At 44.5% G+C, this 22,047-nt stretch carries 24 protein-coding genes; 6 read left to right on the forward strand and 18 right to left on the reverse strand.

From position 1 onward, the window contains the following. Nucleotides 1-38 precede the first annotated feature (38 nt). Both IAE45_RS13970 and IAE45_RS13975 read right to left on the reverse strand, forming a co-directional pair. The gene (locus IAE45_RS13970) at nt 39-1,619 is read right to left on the reverse strand and encodes an ABC transporter (protein WP_200126782.1); all 1,581 of its coding nucleotides are present in this window, start codon (nt 1,617-1,619) and stop codon (nt 39-41) included. After that, the gene (locus IAE45_RS13975) at nt 1,620-2,375 is read right to left on the reverse strand and encodes an ABC transporter ATP-binding protein (protein ID WP_200126784.1); all 756 of its coding nucleotides are present in this window, start codon (nt 2,373-2,375) and stop codon (nt 1,620-1,622) included. It abuts the gene before it with no gap. 270 nt (nt 2,376-2,645) lie between these two features. Here IAE45_RS13975 and IAE45_RS13980 point away from each other — a divergent pair, with 270 nt between their 5' ends. The 3 genes from IAE45_RS13980 (at nt 2,646) to abc-f (ending at nt 6,543) form a co-directional block, all read left to right on the forward strand. After that, entirely contained in the window at nt 2,646-4,646 is a 2,001-nt protein-coding gene (locus tag IAE45_RS13980; RefSeq protein WP_200126786.1) for a KUP/HAK/KT family potassium transporter, read from the forward strand. A gap of 80 nt (nt 4,647-4,726) precedes the next feature. Then, the gene (locus IAE45_RS19210; RefSeq protein ID WP_260668507.1) at nt 4,727-4,855 is read left to right on the forward strand and encodes a hypothetical protein; all 129 of its coding nucleotides are present in this window, start codon (nt 4,727-4,729) and stop codon (nt 4,853-4,855) included. A gap of 104 nt (nt 4,856-4,959) precedes the next feature. Then, nucleotides 4,960-6,543, forward strand: coding sequence for a ribosomal protection-like ABC-F family protein (gene abc-f, locus IAE45_RS13985; RefSeq protein WP_200126788.1), 1,584 nt, complete (start codon nt 4,960-4,962; stop codon nt 6,541-6,543). Between the two features lie 94 nt (nt 6,544-6,637). On the opposite strand, the gene IAE45_RS13990 is transcribed toward abc-f, so the two are convergent. The 15 genes from IAE45_RS13990 to IAE45_RS14060 all read right to left on the reverse strand — a co-directional run bounded on the left by IAE45_RS13990 (nt 6,638) and on the right by IAE45_RS14060 (nt 18,766). Next, nucleotides 6,638-8,098 carry a peptide MFS transporter gene (locus tag IAE45_RS13990; RefSeq protein WP_005227746.1) on the reverse strand — a complete coding sequence of 487 codons (1,461 nt, stop codon included), beginning with the start codon at nt 8,096-8,098 and terminating at the stop codon, nt 6,638-6,640. A gap of 357 nt (nt 8,099-8,455) precedes the next feature. Continuing rightward, nucleotides 8,456-9,640 (reverse strand): acetate/propionate family kinase, encoded by a 1,185-nt coding sequence (locus tag IAE45_RS13995; protein ID WP_005233419.1) that lies wholly within the window; start codon nt 9,638-9,640, stop codon nt 8,456-8,458. Between the two features lie 24 nt (nt 9,641-9,664). Next, nucleotides 9,665-10,669, reverse strand: a complete 1,005-nt coding sequence (locus IAE45_RS14000) for a class I SAM-dependent methyltransferase (RefSeq protein ID WP_096741836.1) — start codon at nt 10,667-10,669, stop codon at nt 9,665-9,667. Between the two features lie 167 nt (nt 10,670-10,836). After that, nucleotides 10,837-11,157 (reverse strand): competence type IV pilus minor pilin ComGG, encoded by a 321-nt coding sequence (gene comGG, locus IAE45_RS14005; protein WP_226818255.1) that lies wholly within the window; start codon nt 11,155-11,157, stop codon nt 10,837-10,839. A gap of 13 nt (nt 11,158-11,170) precedes the next feature. Continuing rightward, a complete protein-coding gene (gene comGF, locus IAE45_RS14010) occupies nt 11,171-11,596 on the reverse strand; it encodes a competence type IV pilus minor pilin ComGF (RefSeq protein WP_077452346.1) in 426 nt (141 codons plus the stop codon). Beyond that, a complete protein-coding gene (locus IAE45_RS14015; RefSeq protein WP_200126790.1) occupies nt 11,586-11,900 on the reverse strand; it encodes a hypothetical protein in 315 nt (104 codons plus the stop codon). Before IAE45_RS14015 ends, comGF begins: the two co-directional genes overlap by 11 nt. Beyond that, nucleotides 11,881-12,354 carry a competence type IV pilus minor pilin ComGD gene (gene comGD, locus IAE45_RS14020; RefSeq protein WP_200126792.1) on the reverse strand — a complete coding sequence of 158 codons (474 nt, stop codon included), beginning with the start codon at nt 12,352-12,354 and terminating at the stop codon, nt 11,881-11,883. Before comGD ends, IAE45_RS14015 begins: the two co-directional genes overlap by 20 nt. After that, nucleotides 12,329-12,634, reverse strand: a complete 306-nt coding sequence (gene comGC / locus IAE45_RS14025; RefSeq protein ID WP_077452349.1) for a competence type IV pilus major pilin ComGC — start codon at nt 12,632-12,634, stop codon at nt 12,329-12,331. Before comGC ends, comGD begins: the two co-directional genes overlap by 26 nt. Next, the gene (gene comGB, locus IAE45_RS14030; protein ID WP_194195259.1) at nt 12,631-13,659 is read right to left on the reverse strand and encodes a competence type IV pilus assembly protein ComGB; all 1,029 of its coding nucleotides are present in this window, start codon (nt 13,657-13,659) and stop codon (nt 12,631-12,633) included. Before comGB ends, comGC begins: the two co-directional genes overlap by 4 nt. Then, complete coding sequence (comGA, locus tag IAE45_RS14035) at nt 13,613-14,575, reverse strand: competence type IV pilus ATPase ComGA (protein ID WP_200126800.1); 963 nt, start codon at nt 14,573-14,575, stop codon at nt 13,613-13,615. The genes comGB and comGA overlap by 47 nt, the downstream gene beginning before the upstream one ends. Before the next feature lie 87 nt (nt 14,576-14,662). Then, nucleotides 14,663-15,319: a tRNA (guanosine(46)-N7)-methyltransferase TrmB gene (gene trmB / locus IAE45_RS14040; protein WP_200126803.1), complete on the reverse strand. Its 657-nt coding sequence runs from the start codon at nt 15,317-15,319 to the stop codon at nt 14,663-14,665. 57 nt (nt 15,320-15,376) lie between these two features. Further along, a complete protein-coding gene (locus IAE45_RS14045) occupies nt 15,377-16,156 on the reverse strand; it encodes a phosphotransferase family protein (protein ID WP_077452353.1) in 780 nt (259 codons plus the stop codon). A gap of 104 nt (nt 16,157-16,260) precedes the next feature. Next, on the reverse strand, nt 16,261-17,472 hold the full coding sequence (locus tag IAE45_RS14050; RefSeq protein ID WP_200126805.1) for an ABC transporter permease: 1,212 nt from the start codon (nt 17,470-17,472) through the stop codon (nt 16,261-16,263). Then, nucleotides 17,469-18,203 (reverse strand): ABC transporter ATP-binding protein, encoded by a 735-nt coding sequence (locus IAE45_RS14055; protein ID WP_077452355.1) that lies wholly within the window; start codon nt 18,201-18,203, stop codon nt 17,469-17,471. Before IAE45_RS14055 ends, IAE45_RS14050 begins: the two co-directional genes overlap by 4 nt. Before the next feature lie 83 nt (nt 18,204-18,286). Continuing rightward, nucleotides 18,287-18,766, reverse strand: a complete 480-nt coding sequence (locus IAE45_RS14060; RefSeq protein ID WP_200126807.1) for a hypothetical protein — start codon at nt 18,764-18,766, stop codon at nt 18,287-18,289. Between the two features lie 212 nt (nt 18,767-18,978). Here IAE45_RS14060 and IAE45_RS14065 point away from each other — a divergent pair, with 212 nt between their 5' ends. The 3 genes from IAE45_RS14065 (at nt 18,979) to IAE45_RS14075 (ending at nt 20,930) form a co-directional block, all read left to right on the forward strand. Continuing rightward, on the forward strand, nt 18,979-19,404 hold the full coding sequence (locus IAE45_RS14065) for an HIT family protein (protein WP_005227719.1): 426 nt from the start codon (nt 18,979-18,981) through the stop codon (nt 19,402-19,404). Further along, complete coding sequence (locus tag IAE45_RS14070; protein WP_077452358.1) at nt 19,405-19,779, forward strand: YtxH domain-containing protein; 375 nt, start codon at nt 19,405-19,407, stop codon at nt 19,777-19,779. 116 nt (nt 19,780-19,895) lie between these two features. After that, a complete protein-coding gene (locus IAE45_RS14075) occupies nt 19,896-20,930 on the forward strand; it encodes a peptidylprolyl isomerase (protein WP_077452359.1) in 1,035 nt (344 codons plus the stop codon). A 167-nt stretch (nt 20,931-21,097) separates the two neighbouring features. Here IAE45_RS14075 and IAE45_RS14080 read toward each other — a convergent pair whose 3' ends face one another. Continuing rightward, nucleotides 21,098-22,042: a 3'-5' exoribonuclease YhaM family protein gene (locus IAE45_RS14080; protein WP_081117852.1), complete on the reverse strand. Its 945-nt coding sequence runs from the start codon at nt 22,040-22,042 to the stop codon at nt 21,098-21,100. Nucleotides 22,043-22,047 lie beyond the last annotated feature (5 nt).

Below are 22,047 nucleotides of genomic sequence, written 5' to 3' on the forward strand. Positions count from 1 at the left end.
ACCCATCCTTAAATAAAAAAAGCAAAGCGTCGCTTCCCTTAGAAAAAACGACGCCAAAATCTATGGTGATAATGGGCTATCCAAAGGACGCTGGTCAAGAGGATCACAAAGAAAATCGGACCATTCAATAACCAAAAATCAACCGAAGTCGCAGCAAAGCCGTAAAGGATGATAACAATGATGGAAAGAAACAGCGTTGCGATCGTTCCAATGGCTAACCCAAGACTCCCCGCCCCTCTCGTAAACAATTGACTGATGTTGGTCCAATCCAAAAGCAGCAGCCGATAATCACGAGCAAAATATTTCAAGCACAAAAGAAAACTGCTCCAAAGTGCCCCGATTAAAAAAGAGACAGCCAAAATCAGCGGCATTTTGAACAGAAGGACTGCTGCCAGCACGATGACTGCCGTTAAGCTCAGCTGCAAAACGACGCCAAAGCGGAATTTTTCCCGCAAGTAGCGCTTCATCGATAGCGGCAAGGAGCGGACAAACAAGAAATTCTCCTGATCCAGTGAGATCAAATTACTGATAAAAGAAGTCGGGTTGACCATCAATGCTGCCAAGGCGATCCCTGCCACAAAAACGACACCGATAAACCGCTCATCCAATTCACTTAACTGAATCGCTCCTGTAAACACAAAGGACACTAAGAAAATAATGGGCATCAGCAACGAAGAAGAAAAGACTTGCATGATCAAATTCGGATCTCGGATCAACTGCGAATTGTAATTAAACAACAGCTGGCCCAAGCCTTGATTGGGTTTATGCTTCCGACGAACACTCCCTTGGTTGGGCGCCGCGGCTGCCACTTGCTCATAAAACTTCGGCAAGATCAACCGATAGAGGGCAAAAAGCAACACGCCTGCTGTGGCGATGATCCCTAGCAAGCTAAGCAAACCAGTTGTTTGAAACGGCGCCACCATCACATAATAAAAGGGCAATAAAAAGCTGATCGCTCCTCGGTCTACCACGTCTGCCTCGTAGGTATTCACCTGATTCATCATTAAGACCCCGATCACAACAACCAGCATCGTCACGCCTAGCAACAAACTAGTGACCAATTTTTTATGCTTCAAGAAAAACTTAGTCCGCGTCAGGCTGAAGACGATCAAGCTGCAAATGCTGAAGATCAAGACTAAAAACAAGCCGAACAGCAAAAACGCCCATAAGATCGTCAGCAAGAAAAAGACGTTTGCCCGAATCCCTGTCAGGAGAAATAAGACCAACAGAGGAAAAATAAACGGCGCAACGGTGAGAAATACCACCACGATTTTTGCCAGAAAAATTTCACTCTGTCGAAAGGGCAGCGGCAAATACGCTGGCAGGTCTTGACTCTCGAAAAAGACATTGTAAATAGACGAAATCCCTTGGGAAAAGCCTAAAATCCCGAACAAAGCGACATAAGCGGTAAAAAATCCCGGCATCTGACTAAAATCCAATGTGATCATCGTCAACCCATAGACGAGCAAAAACACTACCCCAGAAAGCGCATATTGAAACAACAAATAACTGGTCAAGGTCGAACCAGCCTTGCCTTTTTTGCGGGCTTTGTCTGTTAGTTGGGGATTGGCATACCGCAAATTAACGGAGGTCAGCGTCAGAAATTGTTGTTTTCGCATCTACGCTTCCTCCGCTTCTGCAAGAATCGCTTCTTCTTGACTTCTCCCAGTCATTTGCAGATAGATCGTTTCCAAAGAAAGCGACGGATGCTGTGCCAGCAAATCTGCCACTGAGCCATTGTACAGTAGCTCGCCTTTTTTCAAAATCGCCAATTGATCACACAACTGCTGGGCGGTGTCCAAGACATGGGTGGAAAAAATCACGGTCTTGTCCTTGGCAGCGTGCTGTTTCATCATTTCTTTTAAATCATACGCCGCTTGGGGATCTAAGCCTTGCAACGGTTCGTCCAAGATCCAAATGTCCGGATCGGGGATCAATGCCCCAATCAGCAGTGTTTTTTGCCGCATTCCATGGGAAAAGCTGGCGATGGTCTCTTCTTCATGAGACAGCATATCAAACAAGCGCCCTAATTTTTGCAAACGCTCGGCCTTTTCCGCTGCTGGCACCTCATACGCTGCGGCAATCAAGTCCCAATATTCCCCTGCCGTTAGCTGTAAAAACAAATCTGGCGTGTCCGGCACATAAGCAATTTGTTTTTTTATCGCTTCGCGATGTTCCACGAGGGATTGGCCATCAAAATAGATTTCCCCACTCGTCGGTTGCAAAATACTCACTAAGCTTTTGATCGTGGTCGACTTCCCTGCTCCGTTGTGTCCCAGAAAGCCAAAGATCTCCCCTTGACGGATCGTCAGGGAAAGATCAGACAACGCTTTTTTTGGTCCATACTGTTTCGTCAGATTCTTGATCTCAATCATTTTCCTGCCTCCTTATTCCATACCTATTGTTATCTTACGCTGAAAAGCAGGAAATGAAAAATGTTTATTGCCATTTTTAACAAATCAATTGACAGGAGCTGTAAAAACAAAGATAATAAGAGCACTTTAGGGGAGTAGCACATGGATCGTTCCATGATCTTAGATCAACAGCAAGCGGGAATCCGCTGGTTTAAGATGTTTCTTGCAAGACCTAAGTGGCAAGGGGCCGCTTAGGTCTTTTTGCAGTTTAAAATGGAGGGAAAACAGTCAATGAGTTCAAGCAAAATGAAAAAAGTGACCGCCGGCGGACTTTTAGTCGCCATGGGGGTGGTCTACGGTGATATTGGTACGAGCCCACTTTACGTAATGAAAGCCTTGGTGGAGGACAATGGCGGACTACGCACCTTAACACCTGATTTTATCTTAGGCAGCGTCTCGCTCGTCTTTTGGACGCTGACCTTGTTAACGACGATCAAGTACGTCTTGATCGCATTAAACGCGGATAACCATGGAGAAGGCGGGATTTTCTCCCTTTATACCTTAGTTCGTAAAAACAGCCGCTATTTGATTATTCCAGCAATCATCGGGGGCGCAGCCCTGCTAGCAGATGGCGTGTTGACGCCGGCCGTGACGGTGACCACTGCCATCGAAGGATTACGAGGGATTCCAGTCTTTTTTGATCGCTTCGGCAATGACCAATCGATCATCGTCGGCATCACCTTAGCAATCTTATTGGTCCTCTTTGCCCTGCAGCGCTTTGGGACTGAGTTTGTCGGCAAAGCCTTCGGACCGATCATGCTAGGCTGGTTTACCTTCTTAGGCATCGTCGGGGTGATGAACTTTGCCGGTGACCTTTCGGTGATTCGCGCCCTTGATCCCCGGTATGCAATCAATCTGCTCTTTAGTCCCGATAACAGTTCCGGGCTCTTTATTCTCGGCAATATCTTTTTGGCAACGACTGGTGCAGAAGCCCTCTACTCGGACTTAGGTCACGTGGGTAAGAAAAACATTTATGCCAGCTGGCCCTATATCAAAATCTGCTTGATGCTGAATTACTTTGGTCAAGCGGCGTGGTTGCTGCAAGTCTATCAAAACCCGACTTATCAAGAAATCGAAAACTTGAATCCATTTTTCCAAGCGTTGCCGCAAGGATGGACAGTCTTTGGTGTCAGCTTTGCCACCCTCGCTGCCATCATTGCTTCGCAAGCCCTGCTGTCTGGCTCCTTTACCTTGGTTTCTGAAGCCATCAAGTTGAAACTATTGCTGCGGATGCAAATCATCTATCCGGGGGCGTCTATCGGGCAAATGTATATTCCTGCCTTGAACACCTTGCTGTGGATCGCCTGTTCTGGCGTGGTCTTATTCTTCAGGACTTCTACGCATATGGAAGCCGCTTATGGATTGGCCATTACGGTAACGATGTTGATGACCACTGTTTTGCTCTATTTCTACTTGCACCAAAACAAGAAGACCCGTTTCTTGGCACCGTTCATCACGCTCTTTTTTGCAGTGATCGAGGGCATTTTCTTTATCTCCAGTGCGACCAAATTTTTCCACGGCGGTTACGTTGCCATCTTACTAGCCTGCCTAATCATCGGCGTGATGCTGATTTGGGAATGGGGCAATCGTATTCAAGAAAATGCTGCCGAAGAAGTTGCACTTTCTACCTACATCCCTCAATTGAAACAGTTGCGGGAAGATGATTCTTTGCCATTATCTCAGACGAATGTCGTCTTCATGGTTCCTAAACTGCAAGACGATCAGATCGGTCAGCAGTTCCTCTATTCCATTTTAGACAAACGGCCGAAGCGTGCCAAAGTGTATTGGTTCGTCAATGTGGAAGTCACCGATGAACCCTATACGAAAAAATATGAAGTTTCGATGGCAGATACCGATTTTATCGTTAAACTAAAGCTTTATCTCGGCTTTCGGGTGCCGCAAGAAGTCAATCTCTACATTCGCCAAATCATTCAAGAATTGATGAAAGATGGTCGCTTGCCGCTGCAGCCGCAACGCTACTCCTTAACGCCTGGTCGCAATGTGGGTGATTTCCAATTCGTGATGATCGAAGAAGAGCTGTCGAATGCAACGGCATTAAGCAAATGGCAGAAGCAAGTCATGCAGACGAAGCTTTTTATCAAACGCCATACGATTTCGCCGGAACGCTGGTTCGGTTTAGAATATAGTGATGTGGTTCATGAGACCGTTCCATTGGTCATCGGTCAGATGAAAGAAAGCTCTCTGACAGAATTACGCATCGAGGAACGCTAAGAAACCGCCAGTCCTGGTTGAACTTTCTGATACTTTCAGGTACACTGAAAAGACAAAGACACAAAGGAGGGAAAACGACCATGATGCGCATGACTAAAATAACAAGTAATGAAAATTACCAACGATACCATATCGCATTTAGCCATGCAATTGGTTTTACAGTTGCTGTTGAAGGGACGAGTCTGTCCAAAACAGTGAAATTTACGTAAAATCAATGGCCATCTCAAGGTATTTTTCTCGAAAGAATCTGAGTTTAAATAACACTGGCCATGGATATCCATGGCCTTTTTGAGTGGTCTCAAGGAGAGAGATCATGATCATACAAGCAATTGCTATTAAAAAAACCATCGGCGGGAATCCGTTATTTGAGGAGTTATCCTGCCAAATCGAAGCTGGGGAAAAAATTGCCCTAGTCGGCATCAACGGAACGGGCAAATCAACCTTTTTACAAATCTTGACTGGCGCTGAAGGCGTCGATAGCGGCGTTATCAGCCGCCAAAAAGGCTTAAGGATCGGGACGGTCGAGCAAGAGCTGACCGTTTCTGAAGCAACCGTTATCCACTACCTGCTCCATTCTGCTGCTAACATTCAAGAACTCAAACAGCAGATGAGCCATTACGAAGCCTTGATGGCAGAACCCAATACTGATTTAGAGAAGTGTCTGATCCGTTATGGCGAGTTGCAGCAGCGCTTTGAAGAGTTGGGCGGTTATGGATTAGAAGACCGAATTTCCGCGATCTTACAAGGCTTAGGAATTCCCCATCGACAGGACGCACGGCTAACAGAGCTTAGCGGTGGTGAACGGGTCAAAGTCGCTTTAGCCAAAGTGCTAGTTGCCGATGCTGACTTGCTGTTACTGGATGAACCAACCAATCACTTGGATCTTTCAAGTATCCGCTGGTTGGAAATTTATTTACAGAATACGAAAAAAGCGGTCCTAGTCGTTTCTCACGATCGGCACTTTCTTGATCAAGTCACCACCAAGACCTGGGAACTGGAAGAAGGCGCCTTGATTGAGTATCCCGGGAACTATAGCCGATTTCGTGTCTTGAAAGAAGCTCGCTTGGCGGAGTTGACCAAAAATTACGAACTGCAGCAAAAAGAGGTCCAGCGACTGAAAGTCATGATTCGGCGATTTCGTCAGTGGGCCCATGAAGGAGACAATGAGGCCTTCTTCAAAAAAGCCAAAGAATTGGAGCGCCGCCTAGCGAAACTAACCCTGGTCAAACCGCCAGCGCCCCCGAAAAATCGGCTGCAAGGCTTGGCGAATGGCGAAAAATCGGGCAAAGAGGTGTTCATCGTTCGCGACTTGCACCAGCAATATGCCGATCAGCTCCTATTCAAAGACAGTAGTTTTGCAATCTACCGTGGACAGCGTCTAGCCATCATCGGCGACAATGGTACCGGAAAATCAACCTTACTCAAGTTACTCCTCGGTGAGGAAATTCCCAGTGGCGGCACCATCAAGCGCGGCAGCAGCTTACAAATCGGCTATTTGCCCCAGCAACTGCAGTTTGCCGCCCCCGAGAGCCGTTTGTTGGCCTACGTACAGACGTTCACAGGAAACGAAGAAACGGCTCGCCGACAGTTAGCTAAAAGCGGTTTTTATCAAAGTGATGTGGCCAAACGAATCAAAGATTTATCTGGTGGTGAAAAAATCCGTTTGGCGTTACTGAAACTCTTTTTAGAAAAAATCAACGTCCTGATTTTGGATGAACCAACCAATCACCTCGACAGCTATGCCCGAGAAGAAATTGAAGAAATGTTGCAAGAATATCAAGGGACCCTGCTGGCAGTCAGCCATGACCGCTACTTTTTACAGCAGCACTTCCAAGAAGCCTTAGTTATTGAACAGCAGCAGATCACGCGCCAATCTCTGAGTCCCTTGATTGACTAAGACATTGATTCACAACAAAAAACTTGATTTTCCGCCTATGCATTGATTGAACAACCAATGCATACGGTAGGAAAATCAAGTTTTTATTTTTTGATCAATGAATGTTGCCAATCAAGTTGCGGATCGGTTTTCTAGCTAAATACAAGATGATGCCGACAACAACGGCTACTCCGCCGACGATGCCATAATACATCCCTTCTGTTTGCGGTGTATAGAACCGAGCGATTTGCGCATTGATGGCTTGTGAAGACGCGTCTGCTAGCAGCCAAATCGCCAAGGTTTGTGCTTCAAAGGCTTTCGGCGCAAGTTTGGTCGTCACCGACAAGCCCACCGGTGAAAGACACATTTCCCCAGCAATCATAATGAAGAAGCTCAATACTAACCATAATGGGCTGACCCGTTCTTCTACTCCAAACAAAAGGCTTGGCAGCATCAATAAGAGAAAAGACAAACCGGCTAAGACTAAACCGATGGCAAACTTCACTTCTGTCCGCGGTTGACGAGAACCTAGTTTGGTCCACAACCAAACAAAGACAGGTGTCAGTAAGACAACAAAAAGTGGATTTAAGGTTTGATACAAACTTGCTGGAATATTGATGCCGAATAACGTTGATTGCGTACGGTCAGCTGCAAACAATGCCAAGATCGATGAGCCTTGTTCTTCTAAGGACCAAAAGACGATCGCTGACAAAAACAGCGGAATGTAGGCCAATACTTTTTTCTTTTCATCTGGTGTGACATCTTTCGAACGCAGCATTTTGGTAAAGTAGTAGATTGGTAAGAAAATACCTAGAACACTGATAAAGTTGATGAAGAAATCAACCGTCAGATGCCCCGTTGCAGCTGCTGCGCCAAACAATACTGCCAATGCGAGAAGAACCAGAACGACTGCTCGGAAGAAGGTTTTCTTTTCGGCTGCCGATAAAGGATTCGTTGGCGCGATCGCTACACTTTTCAACGTAGTTTTTCCTTGCACATAATACTGCACCAAACCGATAAACATCCCGATAGCAGCAATCGAAAAGCCTAAGTGGTAGTTAACTTCTTGTCCTAAGATCCCGACGATGATCGGTGCTAACAAGCCGCCGATATTGATCCCCATATAGAAAATCGAGAAACCAGCATCCCGACGGATATCGTCTTTGCTGTACAAATGCCCCACCATACCCGATACGTTGGATTTCAATAGTCCGGTTCCGATGACGATCAGCATCATGGACACAAACAACGCTGGAATCCCTAAAGGTGTTGCCAAGACGATGTGTCCTAACATGATCAAGATCCCACCATAAAAAACGGATTTATTTGATCCTAAAAGACGGTCCGAGATCCAACCGCCAACAATGCTTGACATATACACTAAGGAACCGTAAATCGACATGATCGCCACAGCCGTTCCTTTTGGCAACCCTAAGCCGCCGTTGGCAACTGCATCGTACATGAAGTACACCAAAATCGCCCGCATACCATAGTAACTGAATCGTTCCCACATTTCCGTGAAGAATAACGTCGACAGCCCACGCGGCTGACCTAAAAATGTTTTTTCTTTTTCCATATGAATGGCCCCTTATAAAAATTAGTGAAAATAAAATAGCGGAATTTTTCTGAAAATTCACAAATGCCAGTTTATTCCCATTTGGCAACTTTTACAAGGGTATTTCCCTGAGAACATCCTACAAAAAAGGAGGGAAATTTAAATTCAAATGAAAGTAAAATGAGAAGCCTTCTAAATAAGTCCAGTATGAACCACTTTTCATATGTATAATTATTAAATATTCTGTTTAAAAAATTAGAAACTGGTCTTCACCAATTTTTACCTCTGACACCATTTTTTTTGATTTTCCTACAAAAAAGCACATGCAAGTATTTTCTCTTGCATGTGCTTCCTCTTCTATTTAAGGATTGCTTTGGCTTAGCCGCGTAAACGTTCCACATCGCGAGCGATCATTAATTCTTCATCTGTTGGGATCAAAAGCACTTTGACTTTTGACTCTTCAGTTGAGATCACTAATTCTTCGCCGCGTTTTGCATTTTGATCGGCATCTAATTCGCAACCAAACCAAGTCATGCCTTTGATGACTTCGCTACGGACGTGGGCATCATTTTCACCGATACCAGCAGTAAAGACGATCGCGTCAACGCCATTCATGGTTGTGACATAGCCACCGATATATTTACGGATCCGGTCAGTAAAGACGTCATAAGCAACTTTGACTTCTTCTTTGTCGTAGTTTGCTTCTAGATCGCGCATGTCACTTGAAATACCAGTTAAGCCTAATAGACCAGATTTTTTATTCAAAACATCCACCATTTCATCGATGTTCAAATCTAATTTTTCCATTAAATATGGTAAAACAGCAGGATCGATGTCACCTGAACGTGTGCCCATCGTTACACCAGCTAATGGCGTGAAGCCCATTGAGGTATCCACTGATTTTCCGCCGTCAACCGCAGTGATCGACGCACCGTTCCCTAGATGGCAAGTGATGATTTTTAATTCTTCGATTGGTTTGCCTAACATTTCTGCTGCACGCTCAGAAACATAACGGTGGCTTGTACCGTGGAAGCCGTATTTACGTACTTTAAACTCGTTATAGTACTCTAATGGCAAGCTGTATAGGTAATTGTGTTTTGGCATCGTTGCATGGAAAGAAGTATCAAAAACAGCGACACTAATGATTTCTGGCAAGATTTTTTTGAAAGCAGTGATCCCCATCAAGTTTGCTGGGTTGTGTAATGGCGCAAATTCAGCCAATGCTTGGATGCGTTCCATCACTTCGTCTGTAATCACAACTGAATCAGGGAAATCTTCTCCGCCGTGAACGACACGATGGCCGACACCAGTGATTTCATCATAGGCACCTAAAATGTTTAATTCGATCAGTTGATCCAACAACATTTTTACCGCTACTTCGTGATCGTTGATGTCGATGATTTGTTCGAATTTTTGATCTTCCCCATATTTGATAGTAAAGATAGAATCTTTCAAACCGATTCGTTCAACGATTCCTTTAGCGACAACTGTTTCCTCTGGCATTTGATATAATTGCCATTTTAAACTTGAACTTCCAGCATTGATTGCGATTGTTTTTGACATGATGATCTCCTTATCCGAATTATATTACAGATTTGCTGCTTTCCAAGCCGCAAATTGTTCAAAAAGTTTTGTGATGTTCTTTGGTTCTTTCAGTGAGGCTAGCTTAACCAGCAAGACTTCGTCTGCTTGTTTGCTTGTCCCTCCATGGTTTTGTAAAAGCAAAATACTTTTACGTGAATGTTCATTTTTAAAGAGTTCTTCAGGAAGCTGAATCATTCCTTGCAAATAAACCTTTTCTTTCAGCCATTTTTTCAAAAATTCACTCTGTTCCGTTTCCAAGAAGTTGCTTGGTACTAAGAACAAACCGTAACCGCCAGCTTTGACATAGTTCATCGCTTGTTCCATCAACAAATGATGGGCGTAACTGTGCCCTTCTGGAGCCGCCGTAATGAAGCTGCGGGCTTTTTCATCTTGTGGGTAATAGCCCACCGGTAGATCGCTGATTGCCAGATCCATTGGTTCGATCAATAGCTCTTGTAAGCCATCTTGATGGAACAAATGCAAAGGCGCTTTGGTCCATTCCCCCGTTGCAGCTGCGATCGCCAACAAGGTTTCGTCAATATCCACACCGGTTCCTTCTACTGGCCGCTTGGCTAATTGTAGATTCAGCAAGACTGTCAATAAGAGATTCCCCATGCCTACCGATAAATCCAGAAGTTTCACTGGTTGATCGGCACTGCTTAGTTGCTCGATCAGATAAACGAATAAAAACCCAAGACTATCTGGTGTCAGTTGGTGATTGGCCTGTAAGCGCTCCGTTTGGCTGCCTTTGAGCAAAACCAACTGCGCAAGCTTGCGTTTTTCTTCTGCCGATAGTTCCATTGCTCGAATTTCTTGATAGATGGTTTCTAAACGAGCAGCAGTTGCTTCATCAGGTACCCCATCGATCACACGAACTTGGTATTGATCAACAAAATTTTCGATCGTCTCTACGTAAGCATCAAAAAAAGACGTTTCCAATGCGTTTTGAAGCAATTGGATCGCTTCAACGGTCAAATGAAAAGACGTTTCCATTTTTTCTGCGGACATCTTGCACCTCTTTTCAAAACTATAACAACATATATACCTGTTTAATTTTAGCCGATTCATCCAAAATAATCAATCGCTTTCGTTTAGAATAATTTGTGAAGCTGTAAACATTCTTTTTCTATTTCTGTATGAAAAAGGATGGTCGAAACAACCATCCTTTCCCTGTACTATTCCTCTTGATCTTCTGTGTCTATTTCAGGCTGTTCTTCGGGTAACAAAAAGGTAAATGTAAAGCGGCGGCTTTTGACATGGCACTCGATCTGTAAGACCTGTCCTTGCCGTTCATAGGTCAACTTTCCCACATTATAAAGACGTGACCCTTGATCAGCCATTTCGTTTTGCAAGAATTCCGCATGGAACAGTTCACTCATGATGCGAGCTTCATAAGTTTCAATGGTTTTTGTATAAAAAAGTGCCGTTGTCCGACTATTTTCTAACACCAGTAATAGCATCAAACTCATCAGCTGTACAAACAATAGTGCTGTCAATAAAATACCGCCCTTATGCCGCCTCTTGTGTGTGAATTTTCCATTGCCCAATTTTTTGCTCTCCATTCTCAAAGGAAACGGTAAAGCGGATCGCTGCGCCAATTTTCTCAAAAGACACATCCGCTACTTCTGTCAATAGTGGTTGATAGCCATTGTTGTCCCGTTTCCGCAGCACGCGATTGATGCGATCGATCGTTACCGAATTGTTTTGACTGCTTCGCAAATATAGCGTCGTCTCGCTGACTGATAGATAGGTACAGGTACTTAATTCCCGTTCCAGCTGAAGCAAAAACACATGCCACTCTTGATCTTTGCGAGCCATGATCTGCTGATTGACCGGTGCCAGGTGCTTGACGATCCCACTGATCATCAATAAGCAGATCGCCAATACCCATAAAGACAACAGGCACTCCCACAAAGTAAAGCCTTTACTCTTCATACAAAATCTCCCAGAGCTGTTCGCCACTTTGGATGCGTGCCTGTTGATGCTGCGCTGCTTGCCAAAAGCGAACTTGATAGACCGCCTGACGCTGCGTCGTGTAGGTGATGGCTGCAGAATCAAAGGAATGGTTCTGGACTTCTTCATACAGCACCCTCATCATCTGGGCTTTCTCCTGCAATGCCGCACTTTGAGCAAGTACAGCAGCCTGCATCACTAAAAACAATAAGATACACGTTGCTAACACCCCAAACCCCATCAGGCTTTCGGCCAAGATATACCCGCTATTCAACGATTTTTTCATAACGGCCACTCCCAAATAAAAACTTATAGCTGATGGTTTGCTTTTTCTCCTGCCAATAAAAAACGATCTTTCGCAGACTGCTGTTGTTGCCAGATTGACTACTGAACAGGATGTCGGGAAACGCCTGCACCTCTAGCTGTGAAGGAACTTCAATCTTGGTGACCGGCTCAGTGGTAGCTCCGTGAAATGAAACAGTTGGCGTTGGCGCTGCTTGATAGACGGCCCGGGTTTGTGTGTTGTCGATGATGGCCGTTTGCTGTAAAGTGTAGAGCCCTTTTTCTAAGCGAGCACAAAAGCCTAAGACTTCGGCAGATTGCTGATAGTATTCAATGGCCACAACAGGGAAAAAGAGAAACATACTACTGACAAGAAGGACCAAAAGGCTTTCTATTAAGGTAAACCCAGCAAAAGAGCGCCATTGACAGTCCTCAGTTCCCCTGCTCATAAATCGCATATTGTTCCTCAGATACATACCCTTCAGCAATCAATTCTTCTCTCGAAGGCTCCCGATTTTCATTCAGACGGAAGAGTTCGATCTGGGTTTCCACTACTTTCACGATCGCCGCATTTCCTTTCTCATCAATGATTCCTCTTTGACTGGCAAGATTTGGGACAAACAATAAAACCAAAATACTAATCACTAATAAAACGACTAGCATTTCAACCAATGTAAAGCCTTTTTTGACACGCCAAATCCCCTGCTTGCGAGGAGATGCTACTTTCTTTTCTATCATTCGATCACTCCTTGGATATTTCCATAGATTGGTAAAAACATAGCGGCATAGATCCCAACGATCATTAAAGCAACCAACAAAAAAATCAGAGGCTGAACCCAGTGAATGGCTTTTTCGATTCGTTGAAACAAGCGTTCCATCAATAATTGACTGTATAAAAAAAGCTCTTCTCCTAACTTTCCTCGTACTTCTCCTTGAAAGACGATCAAAGAAAATTCTGGTGTGAGAAACGAGAAATGACGAAGTTTTTCTGGGAGTTCTCCACCCAACGTCAAAGTTACTCGTAGCTCCCGTGCTAATTCTTGGATCAGCGTGGCTTTGCTGGTTTGTTCCATGCACTCAATAATTTGTTGGATATCTAATCCTTGCTGAAACAACTTGCCCCATTCCAATGCGAAAAAACTCGTGTGATAACTCGTGTACAATGCTCCGAACAATGGCAGGCGGCTGAAAAACACAGCTTTTTGCAAGGCAGTGCGGCGGGCAAACACCCAGCGGCTGGTCACAAAAAGCAGCACACTTAACAACAAGAAGAGGATAAGTACTGCGGGTGCCCAAGTGATGGCGCGAATGCCCCAATGACCTTCGTCGATCATGCCAGAGGCTAACAATTGGGGCAATAAAAAGCGGTGCATCCCAAAAAGCGCAGCTAGTAAAAAGACCAGCAACAAAAGCGGATAGGCAGCTACTTTGTACAGCAGCTGTTTTTGCTTGTTGACCAATTTATGGTAGTCGACCATCCGCCGCAAGGTCGCCGTGAGATCCCCATGATTTTCTGCTAAATGAAGCTGACTTTTTTCAGTAGCTGATAACGACAACGGCGCTACCGCTGCTGCAAAGCTTTGCCCTTGGGCGAGATGGACAATTAGCTGTTCGATCACAGGTTCAGAAAACTGGCGGCTGCGCAGCAGCACTTGGAGGCTTTCTTGTAGGGAAAAGCCACTCTCCAATAACACCGTGAAGGTGACTAAGAGGGCTTCAGTTGCACGGCGTGGTAGCTGGGGCTTCTTTTTCATAAACTTCATCGGTGATCCACCCACTTTCTTTCACTCGGTTTAGTACGTGTTGCCACTGTTTTTCCACTTGCCCCTCATAAAAGTGATACGCCAGCAATCCATGAGGTTCATTCGCTTCATTTGGCAGCAATCGCTGATAAATGATCCCTTGCAGCGCATGTGCCAGACGATCGTCTGTCCCGAGCAATTCCAGCAGCCGCGTCTTGGTTTCTGCTACACCTCGGGCATGGATCGTGGCAAATACTCGGTGACCTGTCAGAGCGGCTCGAACAGCGGCTTGCGCCGTTTCTTTGTTACGGATCTCGCCGATCAAAAGCAGGTCCGGACGATGCCGCAAGGACAAGCGAATCAATTCATCATAATCTTGCCCGATCTTCAAATTAGTTTGTAGCTGCAAAAAGCGCGGCTCTTCGATCTCGACGGGATCTTCAATGGTAATGATTTGCCCCTTGGTTGCCCGAGCTAATTGATACATGAGGGTCGATTTTCCTGAGCCAGTGGGGCCAGAAAACAAATACAGCCCTCTTTGTTTGGTCCCCTGCTGGATCTGCTGGACGTCTTCTGCAAAGAAATAGCGCAGATGCTCCTGAGTCAAGGGATAAAGAAACCGCATCACGAGACTTTCACGCCCTTGGTAGTCACCGACTGTTGAGATGCGCAGCCGCTGCAGCTGATCGCCTAACGGATAACTGACTGCGCCTAACTGAGCTTTACGCCGCTCTCCCACCTCCATTCCTCCTAAAAATTTGAAGCGAGTGATCAGCTGCTGGGCTTCTTCATTCGTCAACACTTGATAGGTCTTTCTGAGATAGCTTTTACTGAAAGTCACCTCCATCTGTGAACAGCTAGGCAAAATGGCCAGATCCTGCATGCGTTCTTGTCTTCCATAAAGAATCAACTCGTCTGAGAATGCTTGAATATCCACGACTTATCCCTCCTAAAAAGAAATACGCAAACGCTTTGAGAATAGAAAAAAAGATGAAGCAAATTTGCTTCATCTTTCATCATTCGTTTATTTCTGTGGTTCTTTTGCCACAAATTGGGCTTCCACCCGATAGATTCGCTGACCGCGACTTGAGAATTTTTCTTCATATTCCGTCATGATATTGTTCTCAAAGGTACTGTTATGCAGGTCCAACCAAACTTGTTTGATGATCATGCCATATTGAGAAAAGCTCGCTAAGGAATACTCAAACAATCCTTGGTTGTCCGTTTTGAAATGGATCTCGCCATTAGGTCGTAAAATTTGCTCGTCCACCGCTAAAAAGGCTTTGGAAGTCAAACGGCGCTTCTCATGCTTCTTCTTAGGCCATGGATCAGAAAAATTCAAGTAGATCTGGTCTACTTCATTGTCCGCAAAATAGTTGGTCAAAGCCGAACCATCCACATGCAGCAGTTGCAAGTTTGGGATCTCCTGCTCGATCATTTTATCCAATGCGATCGAAACGACACTGATCTGCATCTCTACCCCAATATAATTGATCTCGGGATGAGCTTTCGCCATTTCCGTAATAAATTGGCCTTTGCCCATGCCGATTTCGATGTGTAGCGGATGATTATTGCCAAAGCGTTCATGCCAACGCCCTTTCCATTCGGTAGGCTCTGCAACGACGTATTGTGGATGAGCTTCAATCAGCTCTTTTGCACCTGCACGTTTTCTTACTCTCATGTTTCTTCCTTTCCGAAAAAACAAGATGGAACCAAATTGCCTCGCTCCATCTTCTCTTCATTCACTATAAATTCGTTTTAATTGTAAAATCTCTGCATTCATGGCTTTGTAATCGCCCCGCAGATAATATTTTTTGACCTCTTGCAGCATACTCAACAATGCATACCAATAAATCTTTTCGATCACTTCGCTGCTGCTATGGATACCATAGCGCACCAGCCAATGGGACCAGCTGGATAGCGGCACATAGTGACCTAAAATAGTCCCGATATCGATTGCTGGATCTGCAAACATCACGGAATCCCAATCGACTAAATATAAATAATTTTGACAAACTAGCCAATTTCGATAATTGACATCGCCATGGACGACCGCGGCTTTTTGCTCGTCAAAAGCTGGAATATTAGCTTTTAAATACTCGGTGACCAAATGAATAAAACCGTTTTGGGCGACCGCAGAAGGCAGCTGATCCTGATAATCCATCAGCATCTGTTCAGGCGATCTGACTTGTCCCCCTATTTTACTTAGCATCTGTGCCAGTGTTTTTGAATGATGCAAGTGATACAACACATCAATGACGTCATTTCTTTGGCCGATTTCATCGGGATCTAAGACCCGTCCATCCAGCCATTCTTGTGCGGAGAGCGTATCGCCATTTCCCGTCCGTTTCGTCCAGACGAGTTTGGGTGCAATGCCCTCTTTAGAGAGTGCCGCAAGCATCGGGGTCGTATTTCGTTTGATAAAGACTTTGTCGTTGTCCTTGAGCCCGATATAGGCTTTCCCGGTGTCGCCTTTGATCGGCCGCATACGCCAATCTTGATCCAAGCGAATATCCATCCTAGCTTCTCTCCTTATTTCGCAGTACCTCTTATTCTAGCTTCCCAAAGGGTCGCCGTCAAGCGCATATGCGTTCGCTTTTTGTAAGAGAAGCCACTTGTGGATCAAGCATGCATTTTCTTTAATCGCCCTGGTAAATAGATGCCTAAAAAGAGACCCGCAAACCCTAAGAAGCCAAGAAACGCGATACCGCCTTGCCAAACAAAAGGCAAGCGCAAGCAACAGATCACGCCGAAAAGAACTGCGGTCACCAGTAAGAGTGCCCCAAGAATTTTTTTGATCGCTGCGGCTTTTTGTTTTTCTGGCACGGGATACAGATGGGTCAAAACCATGTATTGAAATTCATTGATCAAGGGAATCAGTTGGAAACCGATCAGATAAAGAAACAAGCAGCCGATCAGCAGACTGATCCAAAGCTCATCGACAAAGAACAAGACGAACCCACCAATCAAGGATAAGCGGACATAAAGGCCGCCGTATTGCCCACCACGAATCACTCGGCGCAAGTAAAGATAGAGATACGTGTTGCTGTGCACTGGCTTGATCTTTGCCAGCAACCAATCGAGGTATTTGCGCCGTTTGGCTTCCGTCGTGATTTGGGGAACATCTGTAAATAAGTTGATAAACCGATAGATCCGCATTAAGCGCGACTGTTCGGCTTGGATCATATAGTCCCAATCTAAAAGCTGACGATTAGATTTCACGCCAAAGAGGAACCAGATTGCTTGGAGGATGCTGATCACCAACCCTAGCCAAGGTACTACATAAATACTAGCAAATGCAGCAACTAGCGCACTGACCAACCAGATGCCTCGCTGCTGTTTGACTTGCTGCTTAGTTTCTTGATACAAACGGATCCGTTGTAGTGAAAGATCCCCCAGTTTTAAGAGCCACATCATCCCTAAAAAGTATGGGAATGAGGCAAAGGTGCTGTTTGCTGTGACCACGACCAAAGGCATTGTTGCCCCTACGGTTAAAAATAAAACCCCAAAGGGCAGCCAGAGGGAATAACGTAACGCTTGGCTGAGGTAACTTGTCATGTGTCCTTCCTTGGCTAAAAGAAAAATCAAGTCTGCCGGTTTTGTCAATGTCGCTAAGCGTCCTAACGGTAAAACAAATAACCAAACAGCCACCACGATGACGCCGCCTAAGGGAAACGGCCGCGGCAATGTTTTTAATAACTCCGAATAGTAAAGACCGAGGCCTCCGACTAAAAAGGTGCTGATCAAAGCAAAATGATCATTGAAGACATAGCGCAAATAGCGTGTCATCTGTTTTTGATGCCGCTGTAAGCGTTGCGAGAAAAACTGCTTCATGCTTGACTCTCCTTTGTCAGTGCGAGGTACAGATCATCAAGGGAGGCTTCCGGTGCTTGAAATTGGCTTCTTAGTTGCGCCAAAGTCCCTTGTGCGCGGATTTCACCGTTATGCAGTAGAATGAATTTATCACAATACTTCTCTGCGGTTGCTAAAATGTGGGTGGACATCAAGATCGATGCTCCAGTTTGTTTCATCTCATTCATCAGTTCCAATAATGCATTGATCGCTAAAGGGTCCAATCCTAAAAAGGGTTCGTCGATGATGTAAACGCTTGGTTCAATCAAAAAGGCACAGAGCACCATGACTTTTTGTTTCATTCCTTTTGAAAAATTTGCTGGGAACCAATCGAGTTTGTTTTCTAAACGAAACGTTTTTAACAAGCGTTCTGCTCGCTTCATGGCTTCTCCTTGCGGAAGATCGTAGGCCATCGCCGTCACTTCGATGTGCTCTCTTAAGGTCAATTCTTCATATAAAGAAGGGGTTTCAGGGATATACCCGATTTGTTTGCGGTATTGCTCTGGGTTTTCTTTCAGGGTCAGGCCATCGATCGTGATGGTGCCGCTGTGAGGTTGCAGTAACCCGATGATCTCTTTGATCGTCGTACTCTTTCCTGCCCCGTTCAAGCCGATCAAGCCGACGAGCTCCCCATCGCCGATCGTAAAATCAATATTTTTTAAGACTGGCAGCTGATTATAGCCGCCTGTCACGTTTGCTACTTGTAAAGTCATTTTTTCCTCCGATTCACCTAATTACGACACTTTTTCAACGTAGGCTCTTTTTGTTCAATTCAGTCAGCTGGCAAAACAGTTATTTATTTTTCTTTATTCGTAACTTGCAAGATAAATTCGTTTTCTCCCACTGTAATGGGTTCTTGCGGCAGTTCTTGGCTGCCAAAGCGCTCTTGCCACGTTTGTGCTTCGCTGGCTGGAAAGACGACCATTTGGATCGCACCAGCAGCAAGACGGGTGGTAAAGGCTTGGACAGCGGCTGGTTCGGCATAAGAAACCAGACTGATCCTCAGCTCTTCTTTTTGATACCCTTGGTCGATCGCCCATGCTTCAACGGTTTCTTCCAATTCACTTTGCACTGCAGGGTCCATTGCTGTTTCAGTGACAATGGCGACATTGACTACTTCTTCTTGCGGACGTGTCAGAGAATAAGTGATTGAACCAGCAAACACCACAAACAGCGTGATCGCGATCAACCACTCTTTATAGGCATAGGCTAAGTAGCGAAGCTTCGCTGAAGTCGTTGTTTTTTTCTGTAAGGTTTCTCTAATGATCGGTTTCATAGGTTCCTTCTTTCCAAATGATTTCTGATATTAAGTCTAGGGTTGTTGGAATCTAAATGCAAGCGTTTCTCGCTCGCTTTTCGCATTTCTTTAAAAAAGCGCCTTTGTTGAAGGAACAGTTGCCTTGTTCCGACTTTTTCAAAGAGGAAACCAGACGAAAAAAAGCAAAATATGGTAAAGTAGAGGTACTAGATCAAGGAGGTTTTTTTACAATGGAAAATTGTATTTTTTGTAAAATCAACAATCGTGAGATTCCTAGCTACAAAGTCTACGAGGATGAGCAAGTCTATGCCTTTTTAGATATTTCCCAAGTCACCCCGGGTCATACATTGGTGATCCCCAAAACTCATGTGACGGATATTTTTGAGTACGATGAAACGTTGGCAGCAGCGGTTTTTGCCCGCATTCCTAAGATTGCTCGAGCGATCGAAAAAGCATTCCCTGAGATCGAAGGCTTAAATATCATCAACAACAATAAAGAATTGGCGTACCAATCGGTCTTTCATTCCCATGTCCATTTGATTCCTCGTTACAGCAAAGACGATGATTTCAAGATCCATTTTGGCAATCACGCAGACAACTACACGGGGGAAGAACTAGCGGCAATCGCCGAAAAAATTGGAAAGCAGGTGGATTAAATGATCGGCAATTTTCTTAAAGGACTATTATTCGGTTCCATCGCCGGCGGCTTAGGTGGTTTGCTTTTTGCACCGAAAAGCGGCAATGAAACTCGTGAAGAATTGATTCGCTATTTAGATGACACGACAGAAGCGACCTTAGAATTCAATGACAGCGTTAAACAGCTAAAGGATGCTGTGATGGTGACCCGCAAAACGATCGACGAAACCATCCCCGTTGTGACCGAATCTTTTACGAAAGATCTGGAAGCCTTCAAATTCCAAGCGCAACCGCGCCTTGCTCGGATCAAAACCCAAATGGAGCAGTTGAATCAGCACATCACGACGATTCAAGCCCAAAGCGCAGAGGATACCAAACAAATTGAAAATTTGTAGTTTTTATGAATTTTGTTTGAAACATCCACTGTTTTCTTCCCAACCATTTCTAGAAGTGGTATAGTAGGTGCAGTGATTATTATGAATCTTTTTTAGAATTAGGAGTGCTTAAACGAATGAAGAAAAAATTAATTTTAGTAGCAGTCAGTGCAATGAGTCTTTTTGCATTAGCGGCTTGTGGTAATTCAAGTGAGGAAATCGCAACAATGAAGGGCGGTAAAATCACTGTTCAAGATTTTTATGACCAAGCAAAAACAAGTTCAGAAAACCAAAATGCGTTGCGTCAAATGATCGTCTTAAAAGTCTTTACTGAAAAATATGGTGATGATGTTACCGAAGACATGATCGATGAGCAATTCAACAATATGGCTGAACAATACGGTGGGAATGATTCCTTTGAATCAACCTTGACTGCCTCTGGTTATACGGTGAAGTCTTACCGGGCAGAATTGAAGCAACAACTTGCTTTACGTGAAGGCTTAAAAGCCAACATGGATATTACTGACGAAGACATGAAAACAGCATGGGATTCTTTCCACCCAGAGGTAGAGGCACAAATCATCAAAGTAGCAAGTGAAGATGATGCCAAAGATGTCTTAGAAGAAGTGAAAAAAGATGATGCTGATTTTGGTGAAATTGCCAAAGAAAAATCAACCGATGCAGCCACAAAAGAAGATGGCGGAACGATCAAATTCGATTCTACTTCATCAGCTGTACCGAATGAAGTAAAAACAGCCGCTTTTGACTTAAAAGATGGTGAAATCTCTGAAGTGATCTCTGCCACCAACACATCAACTTACACGACAGAATACTACATCGTGAAAATGGTGAAAAACCAAGACAAAGGCAACGATATGGATAAATACAAAGATGATTTGACTGAGATCGCTCAAAACACCTTATTGAATGATCAAACATTCGTGGCAGCAACGATCGGTCAAGAATTGCAAGCAGCTAATGTGAAAATGAAAGACTCTGATTTAGCAGACCTGCTTTCTGATTACATCACAGCGGCCGAAACAGAAGATTCAACTGCTGACTCTTCTGCAACCGATGCAACGGACAGTTCTGCAGCAGATTCTTCTGCTACTGATGCAACCGATGACTCTACTGCAACAAGTGAAAGTGCTACAGATTCTTCTGCTGAATAATGAAAAAAGAAGTGCCGTCATAGCGGCGCTTCTTTTTTTGTACCGATTAGATTTCTATCTACGATTCAAATTTTTCCAGCAGCTAACAAAAACCACGCTAAGCAAGCCTAGCGTGGTTTTTGTTCTTTCCGTCATTCACTTTGGTTGATCGTGCTGCAACGTCGCTGCTACACTTCTTTCGGTACATAAAAACTCCGATTGTCCATGCCAAAAATACGATCCGTGTATTGACCAGGTTCCGTTAAACGGATTGACGTCAGCATCATTTGCATGGAAGCATCCAAGTTATCGATCTGATGGAGGATTTCTGCTTCCATTATGCGGGGCCGAACAGGTGACCCATATTCTAGCAACCCGTGATGAGCTAAGACCATATGCCGCAAAACAACGATATCTTCTTCTTTATCATCAAATTTCAAAGCAATACAGGCTTGTGTGATTTCTTCATCCACTAAGACGAGATGCCCTACTAGATTCCCTGCTAAGGTATACTCTGTCGTCATGGGACCTGTCAACTCGATTACTTTTCCTAAATCATGCAAAATAATGCCCGCATACAGCAGTGACGCATTTAATTCAGGGTATTCTTTGACGATCGCTTTTCCTAACCGCAGCATAGTTGTCGTATGATACGCCAATCCACTGGCGAAGGCATGGTGATTGCGCTTCGCAGCTGGAAAGTCAAAGAATTCCTTTTTATACTTGTTCAACAAGAAACGGACGATGCGATTCCAGTGAGGATTTGTGATCTCAAACAAGGTTTGACTGATTTCTTCTTCCATCTCTTCTTTTCGCAAGGGCGCTTTTTCCATGTATTGGCTTGGTTCATGAGGTTCTTCCGGCTTCGCTAAGCGCAAATGCATGATTTTGACTTGGGGATTGCCTTGGTAGACTTCCCGTTTCCCATCTAGCAGTACTACTTTCCCGGGTTCAAAACGGGCGATTTCTTCATCTGATGCATCCCAGAACTTTCCGTCGATCGTACCAGATGTATCTTGAAAGGTGAAGGCAATAAATTTTTTACCGTTTTTCGCGATTCGTACATCGGCATTCTTAATCAGTAAGAAAAGTTGAAACGTTTCATCAACAGTTAATTCACGAATTTTTTTCATGGGCT

Source organism: Enterococcus sp. S53 (assembly GCF_016516865.1).
Lineage (GTDB): Bacteria > Bacillota > Bacilli > Lactobacillales > Enterococcaceae > Enterococcus_D > Enterococcus_D innesii.